Raw genomic sequence first — 20,775 nt, 5'->3', positions numbered from 1 at the left:
TGTTAAAGGAGTTTTAAGAAATAGCCCACCCCACTAACTGATCTTTAGTTTTACTAAACACTAATCTTTGGTTTTACTAATCGCCCGCGGAAAAGACTGCCGTCGAAAAACACTTCCCGCGGAAAAGACCGCCCTCGGAAAACACTGCCGTCGGAAAAGACCGCCCTCGGAAAAGAAAGAAATATTTGCGACAATAAAACTATGGACGCACCCTTAAACCTGCTTTTAGACGAACTTGAAGATAACGATCAGCTGGGCGATGCAGATGCCATCTATGAAAAATTCACCAGCTGGGCAGCTGCCGGAGGGCGCCCCCTTTACCCGCATCAAGATGAATCTTTCCTCCACCTAATCGACAATAAGCACGTCATTGCAGCTACCCCAACTGGTTCAGGTAAATCACTGATTGCTTTGGCTGCGCATTTCCTATCTTTGGCACGCGGGGGTCGTTCCTACTACACCGCGCCTTTAAAAGCCTTAGTGAGTGAAAAATTTTTCGAGCTGGTCCGAATGTTCGGAGCTGAAAATGTTGGCATGGTAACCGGAGATGCTTCAGTCAATGCAGACGCCCCGATCATCTGCTGCACCGCTGAAATCCTGGCAAATCAAGCCCTTAGAGAAGGCGCGTCCCTTGACACCGATATGGTGATTATCGACGAATTTCACTACTACGGCGACCGCGAGCGCGGCTGGGCTTGGCAGGTGCCTTTATTAGAGCTTAATAAACCGCAGTTTGTGCTACTTTCCGCCACGTTAGGGGCGGTAGATTTTTTCCAAGCTGACCTGTTGCGCCGCACCGGCAGAGAGGTTGAGTTAGTTAGTGGGGCGCAGCGTCCAGTGCCTTTGGAAATGTCCTATTCACAGCTTCCGTTGGGGCAGGCGGTTGCTGATTTGATTGAGTTGGGTAAATACCCGATTTACATTGTGCATTTTGGGCAAAAAGCTGCCTTATCTACCGCGACGGATTTGGCTACGCCAACGCTGATTTCTAAACGCCATCAAGAGAAGATTAAAACGGCTACTGCCGGTTTTAAGTTTGGTAAAGGTTTTGGGCAGACGCTGCGTAAGCTCCTGCATCATGGGGTGGGGATACACCATGCGGGAATGCTACCTCGCTACCGGCTGTTGGTTGAGCGGCTCACTCAGCAGGGGCTACTGGCAGCGATTTGTGGGACAGACACCTTGGGGGTGGGTATTAATGTCCCCATTACCACGGTGTTGATTACTTCTTTGGTGAAGTTTGACGGAGTGCGGCAGCGGACTCTTTCAGCGCGGGAGTTCCACCAGATTGCGGGGCGAGCTGGCCGTGCCGGTTTTGACGAGGTCGGCTGGGTAGTGGTCCAAGCTCCTGATCATGTGATTGAGAATCGAATGGCTGCGTTAAAAGCTGGTGACGATCCTAAGAAGTTAAAGAAGCTGGTGAAAAAGAAGCCACCTGAAGGGCAGATTTCTTGGTCGGAAAACACGTTTGAGCGTTTAGTGAATGCTTCCCCAGAGGCTTTACAGTCTCAGTTTGAGATTACTCATGGGATGGTTCTGAATGTTTTAGCAAACCCTGCGTCTGTTCCGCTTCCGTCGGCTCGCCTGTGGAAGTTAGCGACTGACAATCACGATAAACCAACTGAGTCGAATCCGCATTTGCGGCGTTTAGGGCAGATTTTTGTTTCTTTACGTAAGGCCGGTGTGGTGGAGGTACTTCCTTCTGATCCCGCGCAGGTCTCTGGAGTGGATCAGGTTCACTCTCCCGCTGAGCTATCTTCGGATCGCTTGCGGTTGAAACTTGATTTGCCAGAGTCTTTTGCTTTGAACCAGCCTTTATCTCCTTTTGCTTTAGCGGCTTTTGAAGTGTTAGATCCTGATTCTGATTCTTTGGCGTTAGATGTTGTTTCTGTGGTGGAAGCTGTTTTGGAAGATCCGCGTCCACTGTTATTTGCCTTGGAAAGAGAAGCTCGTGGTGAAGCGATTGAGGCGATGAAACGCGCTGGGATTGAGTATGAAGAACGTATGGCTGCGGTTGAAGAGGTAACTTGGCCAAAGCCATTGCAGGATTTGCTGGATCCGGTTTTCCAGATTTTCCGCTCTGCAAACCCGTGGATTGGCGATTTGGAGCTGGCGCATAAGTCGGTGGTGCGGATGATGGTTGAGAATGCGATGACTTTCTCTGACGTGATTTCTCGTTACGACATTGCCATGTCTGAAGGGGTTTTGCTTCGTTATTTGACGGATGCGTATCGGGCGCTTCGCCAGTTGGTGCCGGATGCTTTGCGTGCGGAAATGGTTGAGCAGATTATTGACTGGCTGGGGGCTTTGGTGCGTTCCGTTGACTCTTCACTGCTTGATGAGTGGGAGGCTTTGGCTGATCCTGCAGCTGAGCGGGCAGAGGGTCTGGTCGGCGATCAGGAGTTGGCGTTTGGTGCCGACGAAAATGGGGTGGTTAGGTTAGATAAGAATCCGCTGGTTTTACAGCAGTTAGTGCGTAAAGCGGTTTTCCTACGAGTCAGCCGGTTTGCTTTGGATGATCTGGATGGCTTGGTTGCGCTGAGTGACTTTGACGGGGTGGATACTTGGTCTGAGGATCGTTGGGCGGATGTGTTAGATGCTTATTGGGATGAGTACGACTGGTTGGGGGCTTCTACTGAAGCGCAGGCGAAGCATCGGTTTAGTTTCGTTCCCAATCCCACGGCAGCGGATTACCTTGATTTAGGTGTGTCTGCGGGGCCAGTTTTAGAAACAGCTTTGGCGCTTGAGGTAGCTTGGCTGGTTTCTTACGTTTTTGAAGATCCCGAGGGCGATGGGGCATGGCATTTAGTAGCTTGCGTGGATGTGAAGGCGTCAGCCGCTGCGAATGAGGTGGTTATGCGCCTATTGCACGTTGGCGACTAGCTTTGACGTGCGCTTGCCACTGCCACTACCATGCGCTGGCCTACATGGGCCTGATGTTTCCCCAAAATACGTACATCCGCCGCTGAGCTGTAGACTTTCAACTCGTATGCGCCATTGATTGCGATCGCCCTCGAAGAAATTCTATTTACTGGGATTCTTGCCTATTATTTGTTCACTAAGTTTAGTAGTACCCCAACGTTGATAGCCACAGTTTTAGTAGTGGCTTGCCGAGTTCTCTATTACTGGAATGTTGGGCTGATTTCAGTATTTTTGTGTTCATCGTGGGATCGACTGAGACACCGCTGATCTTTTTGATGAGTATTTTCCCTTGGGAGTACACTTCCCTCTATGGAGCTTTTAATCTTATCCTTTGCATAATCGCTGGAATTTGGATGTATGTTGATGCAATTTCGCCGATATCGGTTGGCACCTCTACTAGGTCAATCAACTTGGGTGATATTTGGAAGCGCGTACGATTGTCCATTATTGGATTCGCATCCTATCTTTTCATCATCCCGATAATGTTTCTGACTGTAGCGTATAAAGGCTCTTTCATTACCGAGTAGTTCCCTGAAGAAATTTGGAGCCCAACATTGGAATCTGCCTCACTCAGCAGCGGCATTCAAGCTATGTACATCGATGGGGTTATCCTTGGAGGCTTCGAAAAACTGATTTTCACTGGTTTCTTCACAATCTCAACATGGGCTTTCTTTGCAGCCGTTTTCTATCAGCGAACCAGATTATTATGGCCACTTGTATTTGCCCATATTCTAAGCAACTTTCAGAAACGTTATGCGTAGGAACGCCCGTCCGCAGGTTATTTTTGGTTTTTCCCGAGGACGGTTTTGGAAAATTTCTTGTCAGCGAATCACCAGTTTATCGCGCGCCGAGTTCGCTAAGGCGCGAGCTGCTTCTACAGTTTCCGCAGTTGCCACTGCCACCGCCATGCGCCGCCCAACATGGGCCTGAGGCTTCCCAAAAATACGTATATCCACCGCTGGGTCAGCTAAGGCTTCTGCTACCCCGGTAAATGCGGGGGCGTGCGATTCAAGTGGGGACTTGAAAGGAGCTGAAGCACCTGCAGCACGTAAAGTAGTGTGCAAAGGTAACCCCAAAATAGCGCGGGCGTGCAGGTCAAACTCTGACAGTGGCTGGGTTGCCAGCGTTACTAACCCAGTATCGTGGGGACGCGGAGACAGTTCAGAAAAGTACACGTCACTGCCGGCAATGAACAGTTCCACCCCAAAAATCCCCAGCACTTCTCCTTCGTGCGCGGGAGTATCTGCTGCCAACGCGTCGGTTACTGCCTGAGCTACCTTTTGTGCCTGTAACAAAACCTCTGGGGACATCGGGTGAGGCTGCCAGGATTCTACGTAATCCCCTGATTCTTGGCGGTGTCCGATGGGGGCGCAGAAGGAAGTCTGCACCTGCCCGTCTACCAGGTGGCGCACAGTTAGCAAAGTGATTTCGTAGTCGAACTTAACTTCACCTTCGACAATGACGCGCCCGGTGTCAGCCCGCGCTCCGCTGATCGCTTCCTTCCAAGCGGCTTCCAAATCTTCTGGCGTAGCTACCCGTGACTGCCCGTGTCCGGAAGAGGACATAGTTGGTTTAACGTAGCATGGGTACCCGACCTTTTGTGCGCCGGCGCGGAGTTCTTCCAAGGAAGCTGCAAACGCATACGGTGAGGTTGGTACTTTAGCTTTTTCAGCTGCCAGGGTGCGGATCCCTTGGCGGTCAAAAGTTAGTTCCACGATGCGGGCAGAGGGAACTACGTGTAGTTCCTGCGCAGCGGCTACTTCAACCAAAACTGAAGCTGCCAGTTTTTCTACTTCTGGAACTACCAGGTCGGGTTTAACTTCGGAGATTACGGCATGTAAAGCCGCGGCATCAGTCATGTTCAAAACGCGCGATTCGTCGCTTACCTGCATGGCGGGAGCGTTCGCGTATGAGTCACAGGCTACTACAGAGCAGCCTAGGCGTTTGAGAGAAATAGTCAGTTCTTTACCCAGTTCGCCGCTGCCAAGTAGCAGGACGCGAGTGGGAAGGGATGCATAGTTTTGGCTCATGTCTTTAGCGTAGCGAAAATCACTATTCGGATACTACCAGTTACCGATAGGCGGACAGGGAAAGTTAGACTGGGACTATGACTTTTGATCCGCAGTTTGATTACATTCACCGTAACGTAGAGGCAATGTGTACCGCCCTCGAAAAGGAAATTGCTAAGGTGGGAAGTACCCAGCCGGTGGATTTGGAAATCGCGATTAAAACCCAGTCGGCGCAGGCGGCGTTAGCGGCCGGGCAAGCTTTGGAAGCGTGTGGACGCCCAGCGCTTTTGGCGCATAATCGGGTGCAAGAAGCGCAGGTGACTACCCCGTTTTTACGTGCGGCGCAGCTTCCGTCATTTTCTTCGGTGCTAATTGGCCCGTTGCAGAAGAATAAGATTAACCATGCGCTGCGGGTTTTCAACCAGTTTGAGACTTTGGATTCGCTTGAGTTGGCTCGCGCGGTTTCGCAGCGGGTAGCGGGCGAACCGTTGCAGGTGATGCTGCAGGTGAATACGTCGCGAGAGGATACTAAGTCGGGTTTTCTTCCCGAGGGCGCCGTGGAAGCCGCCGCGCAGATTGCGCAGCTTCCTGGTTTAGAAGTCATTGGGTTTATGACGATTGGCGCTTTTGTAAGTGACCAGCGTGTGGTTGCAAAGTCTTTTGCGGATCTGCGGCGGATTCGTGATGAAGCGGTGAAGCTCCCGGAGCTATCGCAGGCGGTGGAGCTTTCTATGGGGATGAGTGGGGATTATCCACTGGCTATTGCCGAGGGCGCCACCCGTATCCGCGTGGGCACAGCTATTTTTGGAAAGCGAGACTAATACGACAAGTTAGTCTCTCCAAATTTTGCAAGCCCCTAAGTTTAAAAGCTGCTACTGCACCGGCAGTTGCCCCAGGAAAATCCCAACGCCACTACCACCAAGTTTGCAGGTCTAGAATCCGCGTAAAAGACTCCCCTGCCGCAAAGTTCGCGTAAGTGGGTTTCAAGTCCGGACCAAAAATACTAGTAGTAGTTACATCCGCTATCAAGAACGTCGCGAAGTAGATACAAACCCGTGTCGTACTTCGGATTACTCTCTGACGGAAAAATCAGCAGATACAGGGTGGCTAAAACAAGATTAAGCCCCATCCCTTTAAGCCAAGCAAGCGGCCAAGTAAACATCCAAACAAGCAGCCAAGTAAACGTCCAATCAAGCTCTTCTTGGAAAACTGTAAGCTTCATCTTAGCTCCTTTCAACTACCAGATCCGTTACCCTCACCTTGCTAGATCACCTAAAGCATCCCAGTAAAAATCCACACAAAGCCTAAACCGGCAAAAGCCAGCTCCACTAGCGCCCTCGGGAAGAAAAGCAACCCGCCACCGCGAAACCTGCTCGCCCTCACAAATGTCTCTAAAATCTCACCCCCAAAACCTGGGATTTCTGGAGGAATCTAAAGTAAAACAGCTACCATTACAACATATTTGTAAAATTCCAAGGAGCATTAATGAGCATTCCCCTACGGTCCGCAACCTCAACCAGCGGAAGAAATATGGCCGGGGCACGTGCCCTGTGGCGCGCTACAGGAATGGGCGATGACGATTTTGGGAAACCTATTGTCGCTATTGCCAACTCATTTACTCAGTTTGTTCCCGGACACGTTCACCTGCGCGACCTGGGAAAAATCGTAGCCGAGTCAATCGCTGAAAACGGAGGGGTTTCCAAAGAATTCAACACCATCGCAGTTGATGACGGCATCGCCATGGGACATGAGGGAATGCTCTATTCACTCCCCAGCCGCGAAGTTATTGCCGACGCGGTGGAATACATGGTGAAAGCCCACTGCGCAGACGCACTGGTGTGCATTTCCAACTGTGACAAGATCACTCCCGGCATGTTGCTAGCTGCGCTGCGGCTGAATATTCCTACCGTTTTCGTCTCAGGCGGGCCGATGGAAGCGGGTAAAAATATTGATCCGCAGCTGATTGTGGGCCCTTCTGAACACGGGCGCGGCAACTTGGTGACGGTTATGAACGCCACCGCGGATGATTCCGTAACCGATGAGCAGATTTTGGCGTTAGAAAAAGCCGCTTGCCCCACCTGTGGCGCTTGTTCCGGCATGTTCACCGCTAACTCAATGAACTGCCTAACTGAGGCGCTGGGGCTTTCCCTACCCGGAAATGGCTCGACCCTAGCCACCCACGCGGCGCGGCGGACTTTATTTGAAGAAGCGGGGCGCACGGTTATGCAACTATGCCGCGACTACTATGGCAACGGTGACACTTCCGTGCTTCCGCGTTCTATTGCTTCTAAAGACGCGTTTGAGAATGCGATGACTTTGGATATGGCCATGGGCGGGTCTTCTAACACGGTGCTACACCTTTTGGCAGCGGCGGTGGAAGCTGGCGTGGATTTCACTATGGAAGATATTGGCCGGTTAGGGGATACAGTTCCTTGCCTATCGAAAGTGGCTCCAAATCACAACGACTACCACATGGAAGATGTGCACCGCGCCGGGGGCGTACCAGCCTTGCTAGGCGAGCTTAATCGAGGTGGTCTCTTACGCCACTCAGTTCGTTCAGTTCATTCTAAAGATCTTCAATCTTGGTTGAATAAGTGGGATATTCGCAGCGCCAATCCAGCTACCGAAGCTTTGGATTTATTCCACGCTGCCCCGGGGAATAAGCGCACTACCGAAGCGTTTTCTACCGCAAACCGTTGGGCCTCGTTAGATACTGACGCGGCTACTGGGTGTATCCGCGACGTGCAACATGCTTACACGGCAAACGGTGGTTTAACGGTTTTACACGGTAACTTGGCTGCTGATGGCGCGATCATTAAAGCAGCTGGCATTGACCCGTCGCTTTTCCATTTCGAGGGCGCCGCCATAGTCTTTGAATCCCAAGATGAAGCGATTGAGAAAATCCTTAATAAGACGGTCCAAGCAGGCCATGTGGTGGTAATTCGCTACGAGGGTCCTGCCGGTGGTCCAGGCATGCAAGAAATGCTCTACCCTACTTCCTTCATTAAGGGGCGAGGTTTGGGTAAGGAAGTGGCATTGATTACCGATGGGCGTTTTTCTGGTGGTACTTCGGGTATTTCCGTGGGGCATATTTCTCCAGAGGCCGCTGCCGGCGGTTTAATCGGTTTAATCGAAGATGGAGATCGAATTGTGATTGATGTGAATGAACGTCTTTTGCATCTGGATGTGCCGGCTGAGATACTTGAGCAGCGCCGTCAAAAGCAGTTGGAACGCGAAAATCCGTGGACGCCTTTACGCCGCCAGCGCACTGTATCGCAGGCTTTGCAGCTTTATGCGCTGACCGCGACTTCGGCTTCTACTGGGGCGGCACGAGATATTTCCCAGTTGCAGCGCCGCGGGCGCTAACCTGTTTCCCGCTTTTACCAATGCGGGAGTTTGCGTTCCCGCATTAGTGGGAACAGAAAACCGAGCTAGTTTTGACGATTCTTCTGCATCATTGCGAAGCGTTTACCACGAGTAGCGTTTTTTGAAGATTGCCGTTCACTTCGGCGCTGCTCTCGCCTATGTGCCGGATCGTTTCGTAACGCTTCATACTGCATTCTGCGATAGCGCAAAAGACGATCCTCACTAAGTTCACCAGCTTCAATAGCATCCTGAACTGCGCAGTCTGGTTCCTGTTCGTGGGCGCAGTCACTGAAATAACATTCTTGAGCGACCTCGATAATATCCAAGAAGACACTGTCGATACTGTCCAAATCTTCAACCGCGGGAATCTCGCGCACTCCAAAAGAATCTATCAGAATAATCCCCTCGTGCTGGTGCAGGCTACGCCGAGTAGTGGTGTGCCGTCCTTTACCGTCTTTGTCACGCACCTCCTGGCTTCTAACCCGGCGTTAGTGGTTTATCAAGGAAGACTTCCCCGCCCCAGATCTGCCGAACACTACCGCTGTTCCCGTGTCCTCTAAGCACTGTTTTAACTCATCTAAACTGTCGGGTTCATAGATTGACGTGAAGAAAACGCGATCTGCTGTGCAAGCAACAGTGTTTTAATTTCCTCCAGTTCATCTGCAGATACCAAGTCACTCTTAGTGCCCACCAGAAGGAACTCCTCCCCATGCGTATAACGCAAGAGCTTGCAGGGTGAGAGAACAAGTCGATTGGGACTGATACGCCGTTTTGTTTGAATAGTGCGTGCAGTATTAGTGTACTCGTAACTGACACTCCAGAATGTTTAATAATATCTTTCAATTTCCCAATTCTGTTCCGCTGTTGCCCTGGGGTAAAAGCCAAGATCTCCACCAAGGACGACGCCAAGATTTCTTCTAGCACACGAAACCTGCCGTTTGGTGTCGAAACCATTAGTGACGATTCTCCCCGCAGAGGGATGTAAATGGTAGAGACCATTTTAACTAACGTTGTCTTTCCAGCCCCATTTGGACCAATCAAAGCATGACTCTCACCTTTATTGATTGCCAGAGAAACGTTGTCGACTGCAATAAGCTCTGCAACATGCTCAGCTTTAAGGATTCGTCTGGAGTGCTAGTACAGCCTGTACATCCACCCGTGGGGATCAGGTTCAGTACCGTTTTGAATACCAGTGAGACGATCATAAACCCACTGGGTAAAATCACCGCCAGGTAACTTCACTGAGAAATCGTCAGAACCTAACTCTCCGATCGGAGTGACTACCGCCGCCGTACCGCAGGCGAACATTTCCGTTACTTTACCTAACTTAATCTGCGCTACTAAATGCTCAAAATCAATATTCGTCTCTTCAACTTCAATCTCATGATCGCGCAAGAGAGTAAGAATAGAATCTCTGGTGGCACCTTCTAAAATAGTTCCAGTTAAAGCTGGAGTGGCTACTTTTCCGTCCTCGTAAACTACAAAAACATTCATACCACCCAGCTCTTCAAGGAAACGCCCCTGCACCGCGTCCAAGTAACATACTTGATCGTAACCGCGTTGCGCTGCCAACTGCTGTGGCAAAAGTGAAGCCGCGTAATTGCCGGAAGTTTTCGCCGCCCCAGTACCCCCCGGAGCTGCCCGATGATATTCAGTGGTAATCCAAATTTTCACTGGTTTTAACCCGGATGCAAAATACGGGCCAACTGGAGAAGCAATCAGCAAATAAGTGTACTCGCCAGCTGGTTGTACCCCTAAGAAAGGTTCAGAAGCGAACATGAACGGACGCAAATAGAGAGAAGAACCTGCAGAGTCGGGCACCCAACTGGGATCAGCTGCCACCAGGTCAGTGAGGGAAGCTAGGAAATCTTCAACTGGCATTTCTGGCATAGCCAGACGCCGCGCAGAAGCATTAAAACGTGCCGCGTTATATTCGGGGCGGAAACTCCAAATTGAACCATCTGGGTGACGGTACGCTTTTAACCCCTCAAAAACTTCCTGCCCATAGTGCAATACTGCGGCCGCGGGGGAAAGCTCAATCGGACCGTAGGGGCGGATTTCTTGTTCAATCCACCCATTTGCATCAGTCCACCGCGCATGAGCCATGTAGTCGGTAAAATACTTACCGAACTTAAGATCTGCCAACAGTTGCGCTTTAGTCTCAGCGTCTGTGGGCGTAGCGTGTGGTTTAAGCGTGAAGCGTGTGCCGGTGTTTTGTTCCATTTCCCCGTTCCTCAATAGTTTTCTGCTTCGCTAACCTTCCCATAGTTACAGGGAGTTAGCTAGCCGTAATTAAAGAGTTGGAGAACGTTTCTTACGCCCTCCAACCCTTTAATTAACTCAACGTGCTGCAGAGCCGTCAGTGTAGTCTTCGTCACGGGAAGTCCAACCGAAACTTTGGCGCAGGCCACGTCCAGTTGCTTCGATTGGGTGGGATTCACCCTTAGCGCGCAATGCCAAAAACTCTGGTGCCCCAGCGTCCTGGTCATCAATGAAACGCTTAGCAAACGCACCTGTCTGAATATCAGTTAGCACGTCTTTCATGTGAGCTTTCACATCAGGAGTGATTACGCGGGGGCCAGAAACGTAGTCACCGTATTCGGCAGTGTCAGAGCAGGACCAACGTTGCTTAGCCAAACCGCCCTCGTTAATCAGATCAACGATTAGTTTAAGCTCATGGCAAACTTCAAAGTAGGCGATTTCAGGCTGGTAACCAGCTTCCACTAAAGTTTCGAAACCGTATTGAATCAGCTGGGAAACCCCGCCACACAGTACCGCTTGTTCACCGAAAAGATCGGTTTCAGTTTCCTCTTTGAAAGTGGTCTTTACTACCCCAGCGCGGGTTCCGCCCACTGCCTTAGCGTATGCAAGCGCCAAATCCCAAGCCTGTCCGGAAGCATCGTTTTCAACTGCCACAATAGCTGGCACGCCACGGCCTTCTTCGAACTGGCGACGGACAGTGTGGCCGGGGCCCTTAGGCGCAACCATGCAAATGTCATGTGAAGCATCAGGGGTGATGTATCCGAAGCGAATATTGAAACCGTGGGCAAAGAAGAGTGCTGCGTCTGCCTTTAGGTTTGGCGCAATTTCTGCCGCGTAAACGTGACGCTGCACCTGGTCTGGAGTGAGGATCATTACCACGTCAGCTTCAGCTACTGCTTTGGCGATGGGAGCTACTTCTAAGCCCTGTTCAGCTGCTTTTTCCCAAGATGCAGAGCCTTCGCGCAAACCGACTACTACTTCAACTCCAGAGTCACGCAGGTTAAGTGCGTGGGCGTGCCCCTGTGAACCGTATCCGATAATGGCAACTTTCTTTCCTTGAATTAGCGCCAAGTCTGCGTCATCGTCGTAAAACATTTCAGCCATGAATTTCTCCTTATTTTTCGTTGCGAATGGTTTTGGGTCCACGGCTGATTGCCACTGAACCAGATTGGACAATTTCTTTCACCCCGTATGGCGTTAAAGCTGCCACCAGAGCATTTAGTTTTTCTTCATTACCGATTGACTCGATAACTACGCTTTCTGCTGATACATCGACTACGTGGGCGCGGAAAAGTTCCACTACCTGTAAAACTCCGGTACGTCTACTTTCGTCTGCATTAACTTTAATCAGCATTAGCCTCCGTTGTACAGAGGGGACTTTGGAAAGTTCTTCAATATGCAGAACGTTAATTAGTTTATTAGTTTGCTTAACTATCTGGTCGATTTCGTTTTCGTCTCCGACAATTGCGATAGTAACTCGGGAAGTCTCAGGCTGTTCAGTTTCACCCACCGCTAAACTAACGATGTTGTAGGAACGGCGCGCAAATAATGCGGTAATGCGAGTTAATACTCCGGGTTTATTTTCTACCAGGATCGATAGAACGTGTTTTTCCGTCATCTTAAATCTCCTCTTCCCAAACTGGGGCAATCCCGCGAGCGTATTGAATTGCGTCGTTGGATACTCCGGCAGCTACCATCGGCCATACCTGCGCGTCTTTTGAAACCCGGAAATCTATGAATACGGGGCGGTCATTTACACTTAGTGCCCATTGGATTGCATCTTCCACTTCAGTTTCAGTATAGACGCGTCGGCCTTCAATCCCGTAGGCTTCGGCAAGTTTAATGAAGTTAGGTACTTCCTGCTCTTCGGTGGCAAGTACCGTATTTGAGTAGCGTTGGTTGTAGAACAGGGTTTGCCATTGGCGGACCATGCCCAGTACTGAGTTGTTAATTAGCGCAATTTTGATGGGAATATTATTGACTACGCAGGTGGCCAGTTCCTGGTTGGTCATTTGGAAAGAGCCGTCTCCATCAATGGCCCATACGGGGGTGTCTGGCTTTCCAAGTTTTGCCCCCATAGCTGCGGGAATACAGTATCCCATAGTTCCCAGCCCGGCTGAGGTGATGAAGGAGCCGGGGTTAGCAAAGTCAATATGCTGCGCAGCCCACATTTGGTGTTGTCCAACGCCGGTTACGTAAATCGCGTTTGGCCCAGTCAGGTCTGAGATTCTGCGGATTACATGCTGGGGGGCGAGCATCCCGTCGCTGGGTTCTTCCCAGCCTGCTGGGTAGGCTTCTTTCAGTCGGTTAAGTACGTTCCACCAAGGTGCCAGATCGCGTTTTTGGTTCTTCTCGAGGGCGGTGGGCAGAGCTTTACAGATTGCTTGTAAAGCTGGTTTTAAGTCAGCGTGTACTGGCACATCTGCGAAGCGGAGTTTCGATAGTTCTGCAGCGTCAATGTCAATGTGAACGACTTTCGCTTCAGGAGCGAAGGAACCTAAGTCACCGGTTACGCGGTCATCAAAACGGGCCCCTAAGCTGATTAGCAAATCTGCTTTTTGCAGTGCGCCCACTGCAGGGACAGTGCCGTGCATGCCGGGCATTCCCAAGTGGTGTGGATCTGTATCTGGGAATGCTCCGCGGGCCGGTAAGGTAGTGACTACGGGAAAGTCAGTCAGGGCTACCAGTTCTTTTAGTTCTTCGCTTGCTTTGGCGCGGATTAAACCGCCGCCCACGTAGAGTACTGGTTTCTTAGCATTTACGATGAGTTCTACTGCGGCTTCGATTTCTTCTTCTTTGGGAGCGTACACAGGGGTGTAGCCCGGTAGGTCTAGTTGGGGTGGCCAACTGAAATCGAATTCTTCGTTTTGGGCGCTCTTAGTGATGTCTACCAGGACTGGCCCGGGTCGTCCGCTTCTGGCCAGGTGGAATGCTTCTACGATCCGCGCGGGAATGTCTTTTGCGTCGCGGACAATGAAACCGTGTTTGCTGATTGGCATGGAAGCGCCGATTATGTCTGCTTCTTGGAAAGCGTCGGTACCGATGAAGTTAGTGCCTACTTGTCCAGAGATAATTACGATGGGAACTGAGTCTAGGTGGGCGTCTGCCAAAGCGGTGAGCGTGTTTGTGGCGCCTGGACCAGAGGTGACTATCGCGCAACCGGTTTCCCCCGTGGAAATAGCGTATCCTTCAGCTGCGTGTCCGGCGCCTTGTTCATGGCGGATTAAAATATGCCGGATTTTTGAGTCCATAAGTGGATCGAAGGTGGGGAGGATCGCTCCGCCTGGCATCCCGAATGTGTGGGTTACACCTAGGTTTTCCAGGGTTTTCACAATAGCTTCTGCGCCGGTTAGTCGCATTGTTTGGGTGGGGGCGGATTGTTCTGAGTTAGTCACTTTTTGTCCGTTCTGCCAGGTTTTCTGTAGTTAGTTTTTGTTATCCGATTCAGTGGGTATAAAAAAATCCCTTCAGCTAAAGCTTTGCTTGCGAAGGGCCTGGCGTGTGTTTCACCTATTATTAAACAGCAGAAAGCACACGCCCTGGCACAATGACCACGGCATCAATAATCACAATGCTGCTGTTTCTCATAATGCTTTATTATACGGATGATTGTTTTGCTTCTCTTATCCGTCTCTTATTTTGGATAGGTCATCATACGTTCGCGTAAAACCGGTGAAAACTAGCCTTTTTCTCTAAGGGTTTATCTGTTGTTTGGAAAAGACCTTTTTGTTTATTTTGCGCTAACCTTTTGGTTTACTAACTCCAACCTCTTGATTTTCTGGCATGAATCTCTTGGTTTACTAGAGCTAACCTTTTGGTTTGTTTGTTTCTTGATTGAGCTGCCCAGCAGAGGATACGCGTATTTTAAGTAAAGGTATTGGGGCGGGAACTAAAGTTCCCGCCCCAACAAAAAGGTGCAAATAGCTTAAGTTCAGCGTATTAACTTAGCGTTTGCCAACAAATCACCGGTTACAGTCCGCCCAGGATTTGCGCTACCAAAATCTTCCCGATCATCGCCGCTGGGTAAACTAACGCGTATCCGAGGGCGACACGTGGATCTAAGTTGGTACGACCATTTGCAAATGCCAATACTGCTGGCTGAGTTTGGGCACCCCCAAGGATACCTGCAGTTTTAGTTCCGCCAATCTTAAATACCCAACGCATAGTAGCGTAGATACCAACTGCCATAATGCAGGTAATTAACATACCTAACACCAGGATCTTCCACCACTGGCCACCCACGAAGGCTTCAGCCACCTGTCCACCTGCAACAGTACCTGCCATAGCCAAAAAGACCAACAGGCCGAACTCAGAAAGAACTGCAGCTGCCGAGTTAGGCAAAGTAGTAATTACCTTACCGACACGGCCGATCTTACCGAAGATTAAACCAACGATTAAAGTACCTGCAGCCGCACCAATTGAGAAGTATTCGCCGGTAGGAGTCAAAATAGGAAGCTCACCCAAGAGAATACCTAAGGTCATCCCCACACCCATAGCAATCGGGTTAATATCGGAAAGCCCGCGCGAAGAATCTCCAAAGAACTTGGTTACATCTTTCATGCTGTGAGTGGGAGCTACCACGCGAACACGGTCACCAAGTTGGAGCACCAAATTCGGTTCACCCACCATGTCAATGTCGCCGCGACGGACACGGGAAATAGTCGCATTAAACTTAAGATCCAAATCTAAAGATTCGATAGTCCGTCCCGCCACCTTAGGGTCAGAAACGGTGATCCGGCGGAAGTCTAAGAAACGACGGTCTGCGATCAAAGAGTGAGTTGAAGGGTGACCCAATTCGTTTGCCAAACTCTGAATTAACTCATGTGGGCCAACGATAGTAATCAAATCGTCTTTATCTAAAGTATCTTCCAAAGCAGGCGCAAAAATCGGGCCAGTTTCACCACGACGCAAGCGAGAGAAAGTTACTTTACGATCAAATTTCTGGTAGAGATCCCCAATCACCGGATGATCGGTGCGTTCCACGCGGATAGTGCGGTTAGAAATTGGGGAAGGCTTATCAGTGTCACTTTTACCGTAAGCAAGCGCCGCTAATGCAGCAATTAGCATGCCGATAACCCCGAATAGGTAAGCTACTGCGTAGCCGATTGTAGCTGTCCCTGGGTCACCGGAAGCGTGTTGTGCTGCGTGCAAAGCTGGGGTGTTAGTAGTTGCCCCAGCAAATGTGCCGGCAATTAATGAAATCGGCATTTGGAAAACATACTTACCTACCCCGTAGGCGGCACCCGCAGCTACAACATAGAGGGCTAGCATAGCTGCGATCGGCCCTAAAGCTGTCTTCAAATTGTGGAAGAAACTTGGACCGGAAGTAACCCCAATCGCGAAAGCAAAAATTGCCAGCCCAAGAATACCCATCTCATGGGGAATACGTACCGCAATTTCGTAAGACTGCGCCCAAGCAGACAAACCGATTGCAAAGAAAAGAACCGCGGCAGCTCCTAAGCTGACGCCCTTAATCTTAATATGCCCAAAAGCCATTCCCACACCAAGTACAAGGAATAGTGTCAAAATAGGCTGGGCAGCCAGAAATTCAAAAACAGATGTCACAGTAGATCTCTCCTGATGATGGACAAAGCTCTCTAAGTATCTCACCAACTTTCAGGTAAAACCTGAGTAGAAATTCCTAGACGCAAATGTCCGTTCAATATTTGGAAACTAAAATTGTCCTAAGCCATCATAGCGGTTACGAAGCAAACTGAGAATTATACAAATCCGCATAGAATCCGTTTTTCTCTAAAAGCATCGAATGGTTGCCGCTTTCTAAAATATCGCCATCTTTCATAACCAAAATTAAATCAGCATTCCGAATCGTTGAAAGACGGTGAGCAATCACAAAAGAAGTGCGCCCCTCCATTAACCTATCCATCGCCTTTTGGACAATTAGCTCAGTGCGAGTATCCACCGAACTGGTTGCCTCATCCAAAATAAGAATGGGCGCATCCTGCACCATAGCGCGCGCAATCGTCAATAACTGACGTTGCCCCACAGAAAGCTGCGTGTTCTCATCCAAAACCGTGTCATAACGATTCGGAAGTGCTTTCACGAACTTGTGAATACCCACCGCCTTACAAGCAGCAATCACTTCTTCAATAGTTGCCTCTGGACGCGCATAAGCCACATTCTCATAAACGCTCCCCGTGAACAACCACGTGTCCTGTAAAACCATACAAAACTGCTGATGCAGATTCTCACGGCTCACACGCGTAATATCCACGCCATCAATTAAAATCTGACCGCCATCAAGTTCATAAAAACGCATCAGCAAATTAACAAGTGTAGTTTTACCCGCCCCCGTTGGCCCAACAATAGCCACTTTCTGACCCACGTGCGCGTAAGCACTAAAATCACGGATAACCGGCTTATCAGGTTCATATCCGAACTGGACATTCCGAAACTCTACCGCTCCGCGCACCTGAGACAAAACTTGCAGTTCCGTTTTACCGCCCTCGGGAAGAACTCCATCGGGAAGGATCTCATCAGCTTCAAGGAACTCAAAAATTCTCTCTGTCGCCGCCCCTGTGCGCTGCAAAGAAGCCGCCGGCTGCGCAAACTCTTGCAGAGCCAGGCTCAACTGCCGTAAATACAGAGTAAACGCAACCACCACCCCAAAAGTGATCTGCTGCTCGTAAACCAAAATGCCACCGGTAACTGCCACCGTCAGATAACCTAAGTTTCCCATAAAACGCATCATCGGCTGCATCAGTGAAGAAATCCATCCAGCTCGCCAAGCTGCCTGGAATAACTGGCCATTCAGATTCTCGAAAGTCTCTGTAGCCTTTGGGAAACCGTTATAAACCTTCACCACCTGATGATTAGTGAAAACCTCTTCAATATGCCCGTTCAAGTCGCCCAACAATTTTTGCTGCGCCACAAAATAACGACGAGACTTATTCATAATCAACGCGGTCAAAAACATCCCCACTAAAACTGAACTTAATGCCACTAAAGCCAACAGCCAAGAAGTGTAAAACATCAAAAACAATACTGCGGTGAACATTACGATTGAGTAAAACAGGCTCCCCAAACTCTCAGCTAAAGTAGACGAAATAGTGTCCACATCATTAGCTACACGGCTGATAATATCGCCGGTAGTAGTCTGATTGAAATATTTAAAAGGTAAACGATTAATCTTCCCAGAAATCCGCTGTCGCAGATTCCGCCCAATCCGCTGGGAAATTTCTGTAACAACGTACCCTTCAATCTGATCAAAAATCAATGAAGTCACATAGATTAACACTAAAATAAAGAAAACTCGATTAATCTGTGCCCAATCTAAATCCGCTTTCAAACCTGCTAAGAGCAAATCAGTTAGCTGCTGAAAATATCCCGGAGCTAACGCAGTTAAAAGGGTCGCAATTGAAGTTCCGATCAAAGCTAATGTCAAAGCTAAAGTATAACGCCGTGAATCTCGAGCCAGTTTTCCAAGCGCTGCCCGCAGATTCTTTGCTTTCTCAGGCATTTGTTGTCTTCTACCTACCATACTCTCTCACTCCCCTTTGATTTCTGCTTCGCTAAGCTGAGAGTGAGCGATCTCTTGATAAATGGGACAAGTTTGTAACAACTCGCTATGCGTTCCCATTCCCACTATCTCGCCCGCATCTAGCACAATAATCTGGTCTGCTTCGCGAATACTCCCGATTCTTTGTGCCACAATCAAAGTTGTTGCTCCGGCAGTATGCTCTTTTAGCCCCTCACGCAATAACCGGTCAGTCCGATAATCTAACGCAGAAAAAGAGTCATCAAATATTAAAATCTCAGGATCACGAGCGATTGCTCGAGCAATCGCCAAACGCTGTTTTTGCCCACCTGAAACATTCTTACCTGCCTGAGCAATCTCCATATCTAAACCAGCTTCCTGACTTGCCACGAAATCAGCTACCTGCGCAATCTCTAAAGCCTTTTGTAAGTTAAGAGAGGCTTCTACCTTTTGAACTGGTTTTTCTACAGTATTATCTGCTGGAGAGTTTAGAGCCGGTGCTTTTTCAACGGGAATTTCCTGCTCCGATACCGGTGCTTTCTCAACGGGAATTCCCTGCTCCCGCAGCCCATAAGCTACATTTGAAGCCACCGTGCCTTTAAAGAGAACTGATTGCTGCGTTACATAGCCGAGTTTTTCATATAGCTCAGTCAGTTTGTAGTCACGGACATCTTTCCCATCGACTAAAACTTGTCCGGCAGAAACATCATAAAACCGAGCAATAAGGTTAATAAAACTAGTTTTACCGCTTCCGGTAGCTCCAATAATGCCCACGGTTTGCCCTGGCTCAATCGTCAGATTGATCCCTGTGAGTGTATCGTCAGCTGCATCTGGGAATCTGAAAGAAACGTTCCGAAATTCAATTTTCCCGAGGGCGGTTTGATTTGCTTGTTGATCAGCCGGTAAGTCCACTTCCGAAAACATAATTGTTTCAGCTTGAGTTAAAGATTTAGGTTTTAAGGATTTAGAGGATTCAGCTAAACCAGTTGAGTTATTCGTTTGTGGATCTCTAATCGAAGCAGAGGTATTTAAGACCTCATTTATACGCTTCGCGGCCACCGACGCCCGAGGATAAACAAAAAGAACTACAGACATCACAAAGAAAGACATGAATATCTGAATTGCGTAGTTAGAAAAAACCACCATATCTGCGAAATACCTTAGTTTCGCATCCGTTTCTGCTCCTTCAATGAGTTGCGCACCCAACCAAAAAATAGCCACGGAAAAAAGGTTAAGAATCCCTATAATGAGCGGGAACATAAGGGAAAATGTAAGACCGGTGAACCTTGTCGTTTTGAAGAGATCTAAATTTGCATCGGCAAACTTACCTTCGATCCGCCGTTGAGAGTTGGTAGCGTGCACAACAGCTAATCCCTGCAGATGTTCACGAGTAAGGCGGGAAACTTCATCGGTTAGTTCCTGCATCTGCTTAAACTTAGGAATCACCAGGCGGAGCATCACACCAAAAACAGCGGCCATTAAGAACACTGCTATATAAGTTAAGGTAAGCCACTCATTTCCCTTTCCAGAGATTTTGGAAAGAGCCAAAACAATCATAAAGGGACCACGTACCAAAGACCATACCGAAACCGAGATGAGCCTTTGTACTTGAGAAACGTCATTTGTCGCCCTCGTGATTAGACTAGCGGTAGAGAACTTATTGATTTCAGCGGCAGAAAAAGACCCAACTTTGTGAAATAAATCTGCACGTAGCTGGCGGGAGAAACCAGCGGCGATCCGCTCTACCAACAAGGCAGAGAGGACAGAGGCAGAAACACTCCCTAGGGCAGCCAGCAACATCAAAAACCCGATATACCAAAGTTGGCTAAGCTGTACACCAGATCTTTGCGTTAAAAGCACAATATTGGCCATATAGTCAGGAATTAACAGGTCGAACCAGACTTGTGCGCCAATCAGTAATGCGACACCTATCAGGCTGAGCCGTTGTATCAAGTTAAGTCTCAACAGGAGATGACGCATAAAGATCCTTAAACGTAGAATGAGCTAAACAAAGAGCATATGTAATTAAAACAGCAAAAATCAAAAGAAACAACTGCACAATTGCAAGTCTAAAAGCAAGTATGACTGCCGTGCGAGGTCAGCAGAATAACTTATGAGGACAGGCACGATTGCACGGGAAGTTTTTGGATTTCTTGGGTACTGAATGCTACTCTATCCGACCGGTACTCTAGGTGTGCACTACAATAGACGCGTCATCATGCGCATCTATTTCACCCCTATAACCGGGAGTGGATGTAAACGTGTACTGTTTGTGGTACTCAACTGTGCTAGTTGGGTTTATGGGAGTTTCTTTTAGGCAGGCATTGCTCACATACTGATCCTACGCACGTCATTATGCGTATGTTATTCGTGTTCTACGCCCTGCCTGTTGGCGTGTTATCCCGCGTGTGCGCGCCCTCGCGTGGCTGTGGGTGTGTTATCCCGCGTGTGCGCGCCCCTTCTGCGCGTTTGCGCGTGTTCCACCCTGATTGTGTGCCCCCATACGCCCTCGTGTTGTGTTTTTGGGGGGTATTGTTTTGGAGCACAAACACCACGCCCGTTTTGGGGGTTTTGGTGTTTGTGCTCCAGTTATGTGTGTTTGGTTTGCGGCGGTGTCTTACTCTCCCACACCCTGGCGGGTGCAGTACCATCAGCGTGCTAAGGCTTAGCTTCCAGGTTCGGGATGGGGCTGGGCGTTTCCCTTAGGCTATGACCACCGCA

14 protein-coding genes, 1 rRNA gene and 1 pseudogene are annotated in these 20,775 nt (G+C 49.3%); 3 read left to right on the top strand and 13 right to left on the bottom strand.

Features of this window, described 5'->3' with window-relative positions:
* Positions 1-201: 201 nt before the first annotated feature.
* Positions 202-2,883: an RNA helicase gene (locus tag NXS08_RS05130; protein ID WP_259138083.1), complete on the top strand. Its 2,682-nt coding sequence runs from the start codon at positions 202-204 to the stop codon at positions 2,881-2,883.
* An 860-nt stretch (positions 2,884-3,743) separates the two neighbouring features.
* On the opposite strand, the gene purT is transcribed toward NXS08_RS05130, so the two are convergent.
* On the bottom strand, positions 3,744-4,952 hold the full coding sequence (gene purT, locus NXS08_RS05125; RefSeq protein ID WP_259138081.1) for a formate-dependent phosphoribosylglycinamide formyltransferase: 1,209 nt from the start codon (positions 4,950-4,952) through the stop codon (positions 3,744-3,746).
* Between the two features lie 77 nt (positions 4,953-5,029).
* Between purT and NXS08_RS05120 the strand changes: the two genes are divergently transcribed.
* A complete protein-coding gene (locus NXS08_RS05120) occupies positions 5,030-5,752 on the top strand; it encodes a YggS family pyridoxal phosphate-dependent enzyme (protein ID WP_259138079.1) in 723 nt (240 codons plus the stop codon).
* A 182-nt stretch (positions 5,753-5,934) separates the two neighbouring features.
* Here NXS08_RS05120 and NXS08_RS05115 read toward each other — a convergent pair whose 3' ends face one another.
* On the bottom strand, positions 5,935-6,153 hold the full coding sequence (locus NXS08_RS05115) for a hypothetical protein (protein ID WP_259138077.1): 219 nt from the start codon (positions 6,151-6,153) through the stop codon (positions 5,935-5,937).
* A gap of 263 nt (positions 6,154-6,416) precedes the next feature.
* Here NXS08_RS05115 and ilvD point away from each other — a divergent pair, with 263 nt between their 5' ends.
* Positions 6,417-8,297: a dihydroxy-acid dehydratase gene (gene ilvD, locus NXS08_RS05110; protein ID WP_259138075.1), complete on the top strand. Its 1,881-nt coding sequence runs from the start codon at positions 6,417-6,419 to the stop codon at positions 8,295-8,297.
* A 65-nt stretch (positions 8,298-8,362) separates the two neighbouring features.
* On the opposite strand, the gene NXS08_RS05105 is transcribed toward ilvD, so the two are convergent.
* The 11 genes and pseudogenes from NXS08_RS05105 to rrf form a co-directional block, all read right to left on the bottom strand.
* Entirely contained in the window at positions 8,363-8,764 is a 402-nt protein-coding gene (locus NXS08_RS05105; protein WP_259138073.1) for a hypothetical protein, read from the bottom strand.
* Between the two features lie 21 nt (positions 8,765-8,785).
* Positions 8,786-8,902 (bottom strand): annotated as a pseudogene (gene rsgA, locus NXS08_RS07425) (GTPase RsgA); the annotation flags it as partial.
* Positions 8,889-9,368, bottom strand: a complete 480-nt coding sequence (locus NXS08_RS07420) for an ATP-binding cassette domain-containing protein (protein ID WP_396232254.1) — start codon at positions 9,366-9,368, stop codon at positions 8,889-8,891. The pseudogene rsgA and the gene NXS08_RS07420, both read right to left, overlap by 14 nt.
* Before the next feature lie 63 nt (positions 9,369-9,431).
* Positions 9,432-10,520, bottom strand: coding sequence for a branched-chain amino acid aminotransferase (locus NXS08_RS05100; RefSeq protein ID WP_259138071.1), 1,089 nt, complete (start codon positions 10,518-10,520; stop codon positions 9,432-9,434).
* 117 nt (positions 10,521-10,637) lie between these two features.
* Positions 10,638-11,663 carry a ketol-acid reductoisomerase gene (ilvC, locus tag NXS08_RS05095; protein ID WP_259138069.1) on the bottom strand — a complete coding sequence of 342 codons (1,026 nt, stop codon included), beginning with the start codon at positions 11,661-11,663 and terminating at the stop codon, positions 10,638-10,640.
* A 10-nt stretch (positions 11,664-11,673) separates the two neighbouring features.
* The gene (gene ilvN / locus NXS08_RS05090; protein WP_259138066.1) at positions 11,674-12,177 is read right to left on the bottom strand and encodes an acetolactate synthase small subunit; all 504 of its coding nucleotides are present in this window, start codon (positions 12,175-12,177) and stop codon (positions 11,674-11,676) included.
* A gap of 1 nt (position 12,178) precedes the next feature.
* Positions 12,179-13,918, bottom strand: coding sequence for an acetolactate synthase large subunit (locus NXS08_RS05085; RefSeq protein ID WP_259138305.1), 1,740 nt, complete (start codon positions 13,916-13,918; stop codon positions 12,179-12,181).
* A 610-nt stretch (positions 13,919-14,528) separates the two neighbouring features.
* Entirely contained in the window at positions 14,529-16,124 is a 1,596-nt protein-coding gene (locus tag NXS08_RS05080; protein WP_259138064.1) for an aspartate:alanine exchanger family transporter, read from the bottom strand.
* A gap of 136 nt (positions 16,125-16,260) precedes the next feature.
* Complete coding sequence (locus NXS08_RS05075) at positions 16,261-18,036, bottom strand: ABC transporter ATP-binding protein (protein ID WP_259138062.1); 1,776 nt, start codon at positions 18,034-18,036, stop codon at positions 16,261-16,263.
* 27 nt (positions 18,037-18,063) lie between these two features.
* Positions 18,064-20,034, bottom strand: coding sequence for an ABC transporter ATP-binding protein (locus NXS08_RS05070; protein ID WP_259138060.1), 1,971 nt, complete (start codon positions 20,032-20,034; stop codon positions 18,064-18,066).
* Positions 20,035-20,658: 624 nt separating this feature from the next.
* Positions 20,659-20,775 (bottom strand): 5S ribosomal RNA (rrf, locus tag NXS08_RS05065).

The organism is Gleimia sp. 6138-11-ORH1 (assembly GCF_024814355.1).
Classification (GTDB): domain Bacteria; phylum Actinomycetota; class Actinomycetes; order Actinomycetales; family Actinomycetaceae; genus Gleimia.
The sequence above is the reverse complement of the archived record's forward strand: the minus strand, read 5'-3'. Positions and strand labels throughout refer to the sequence as shown.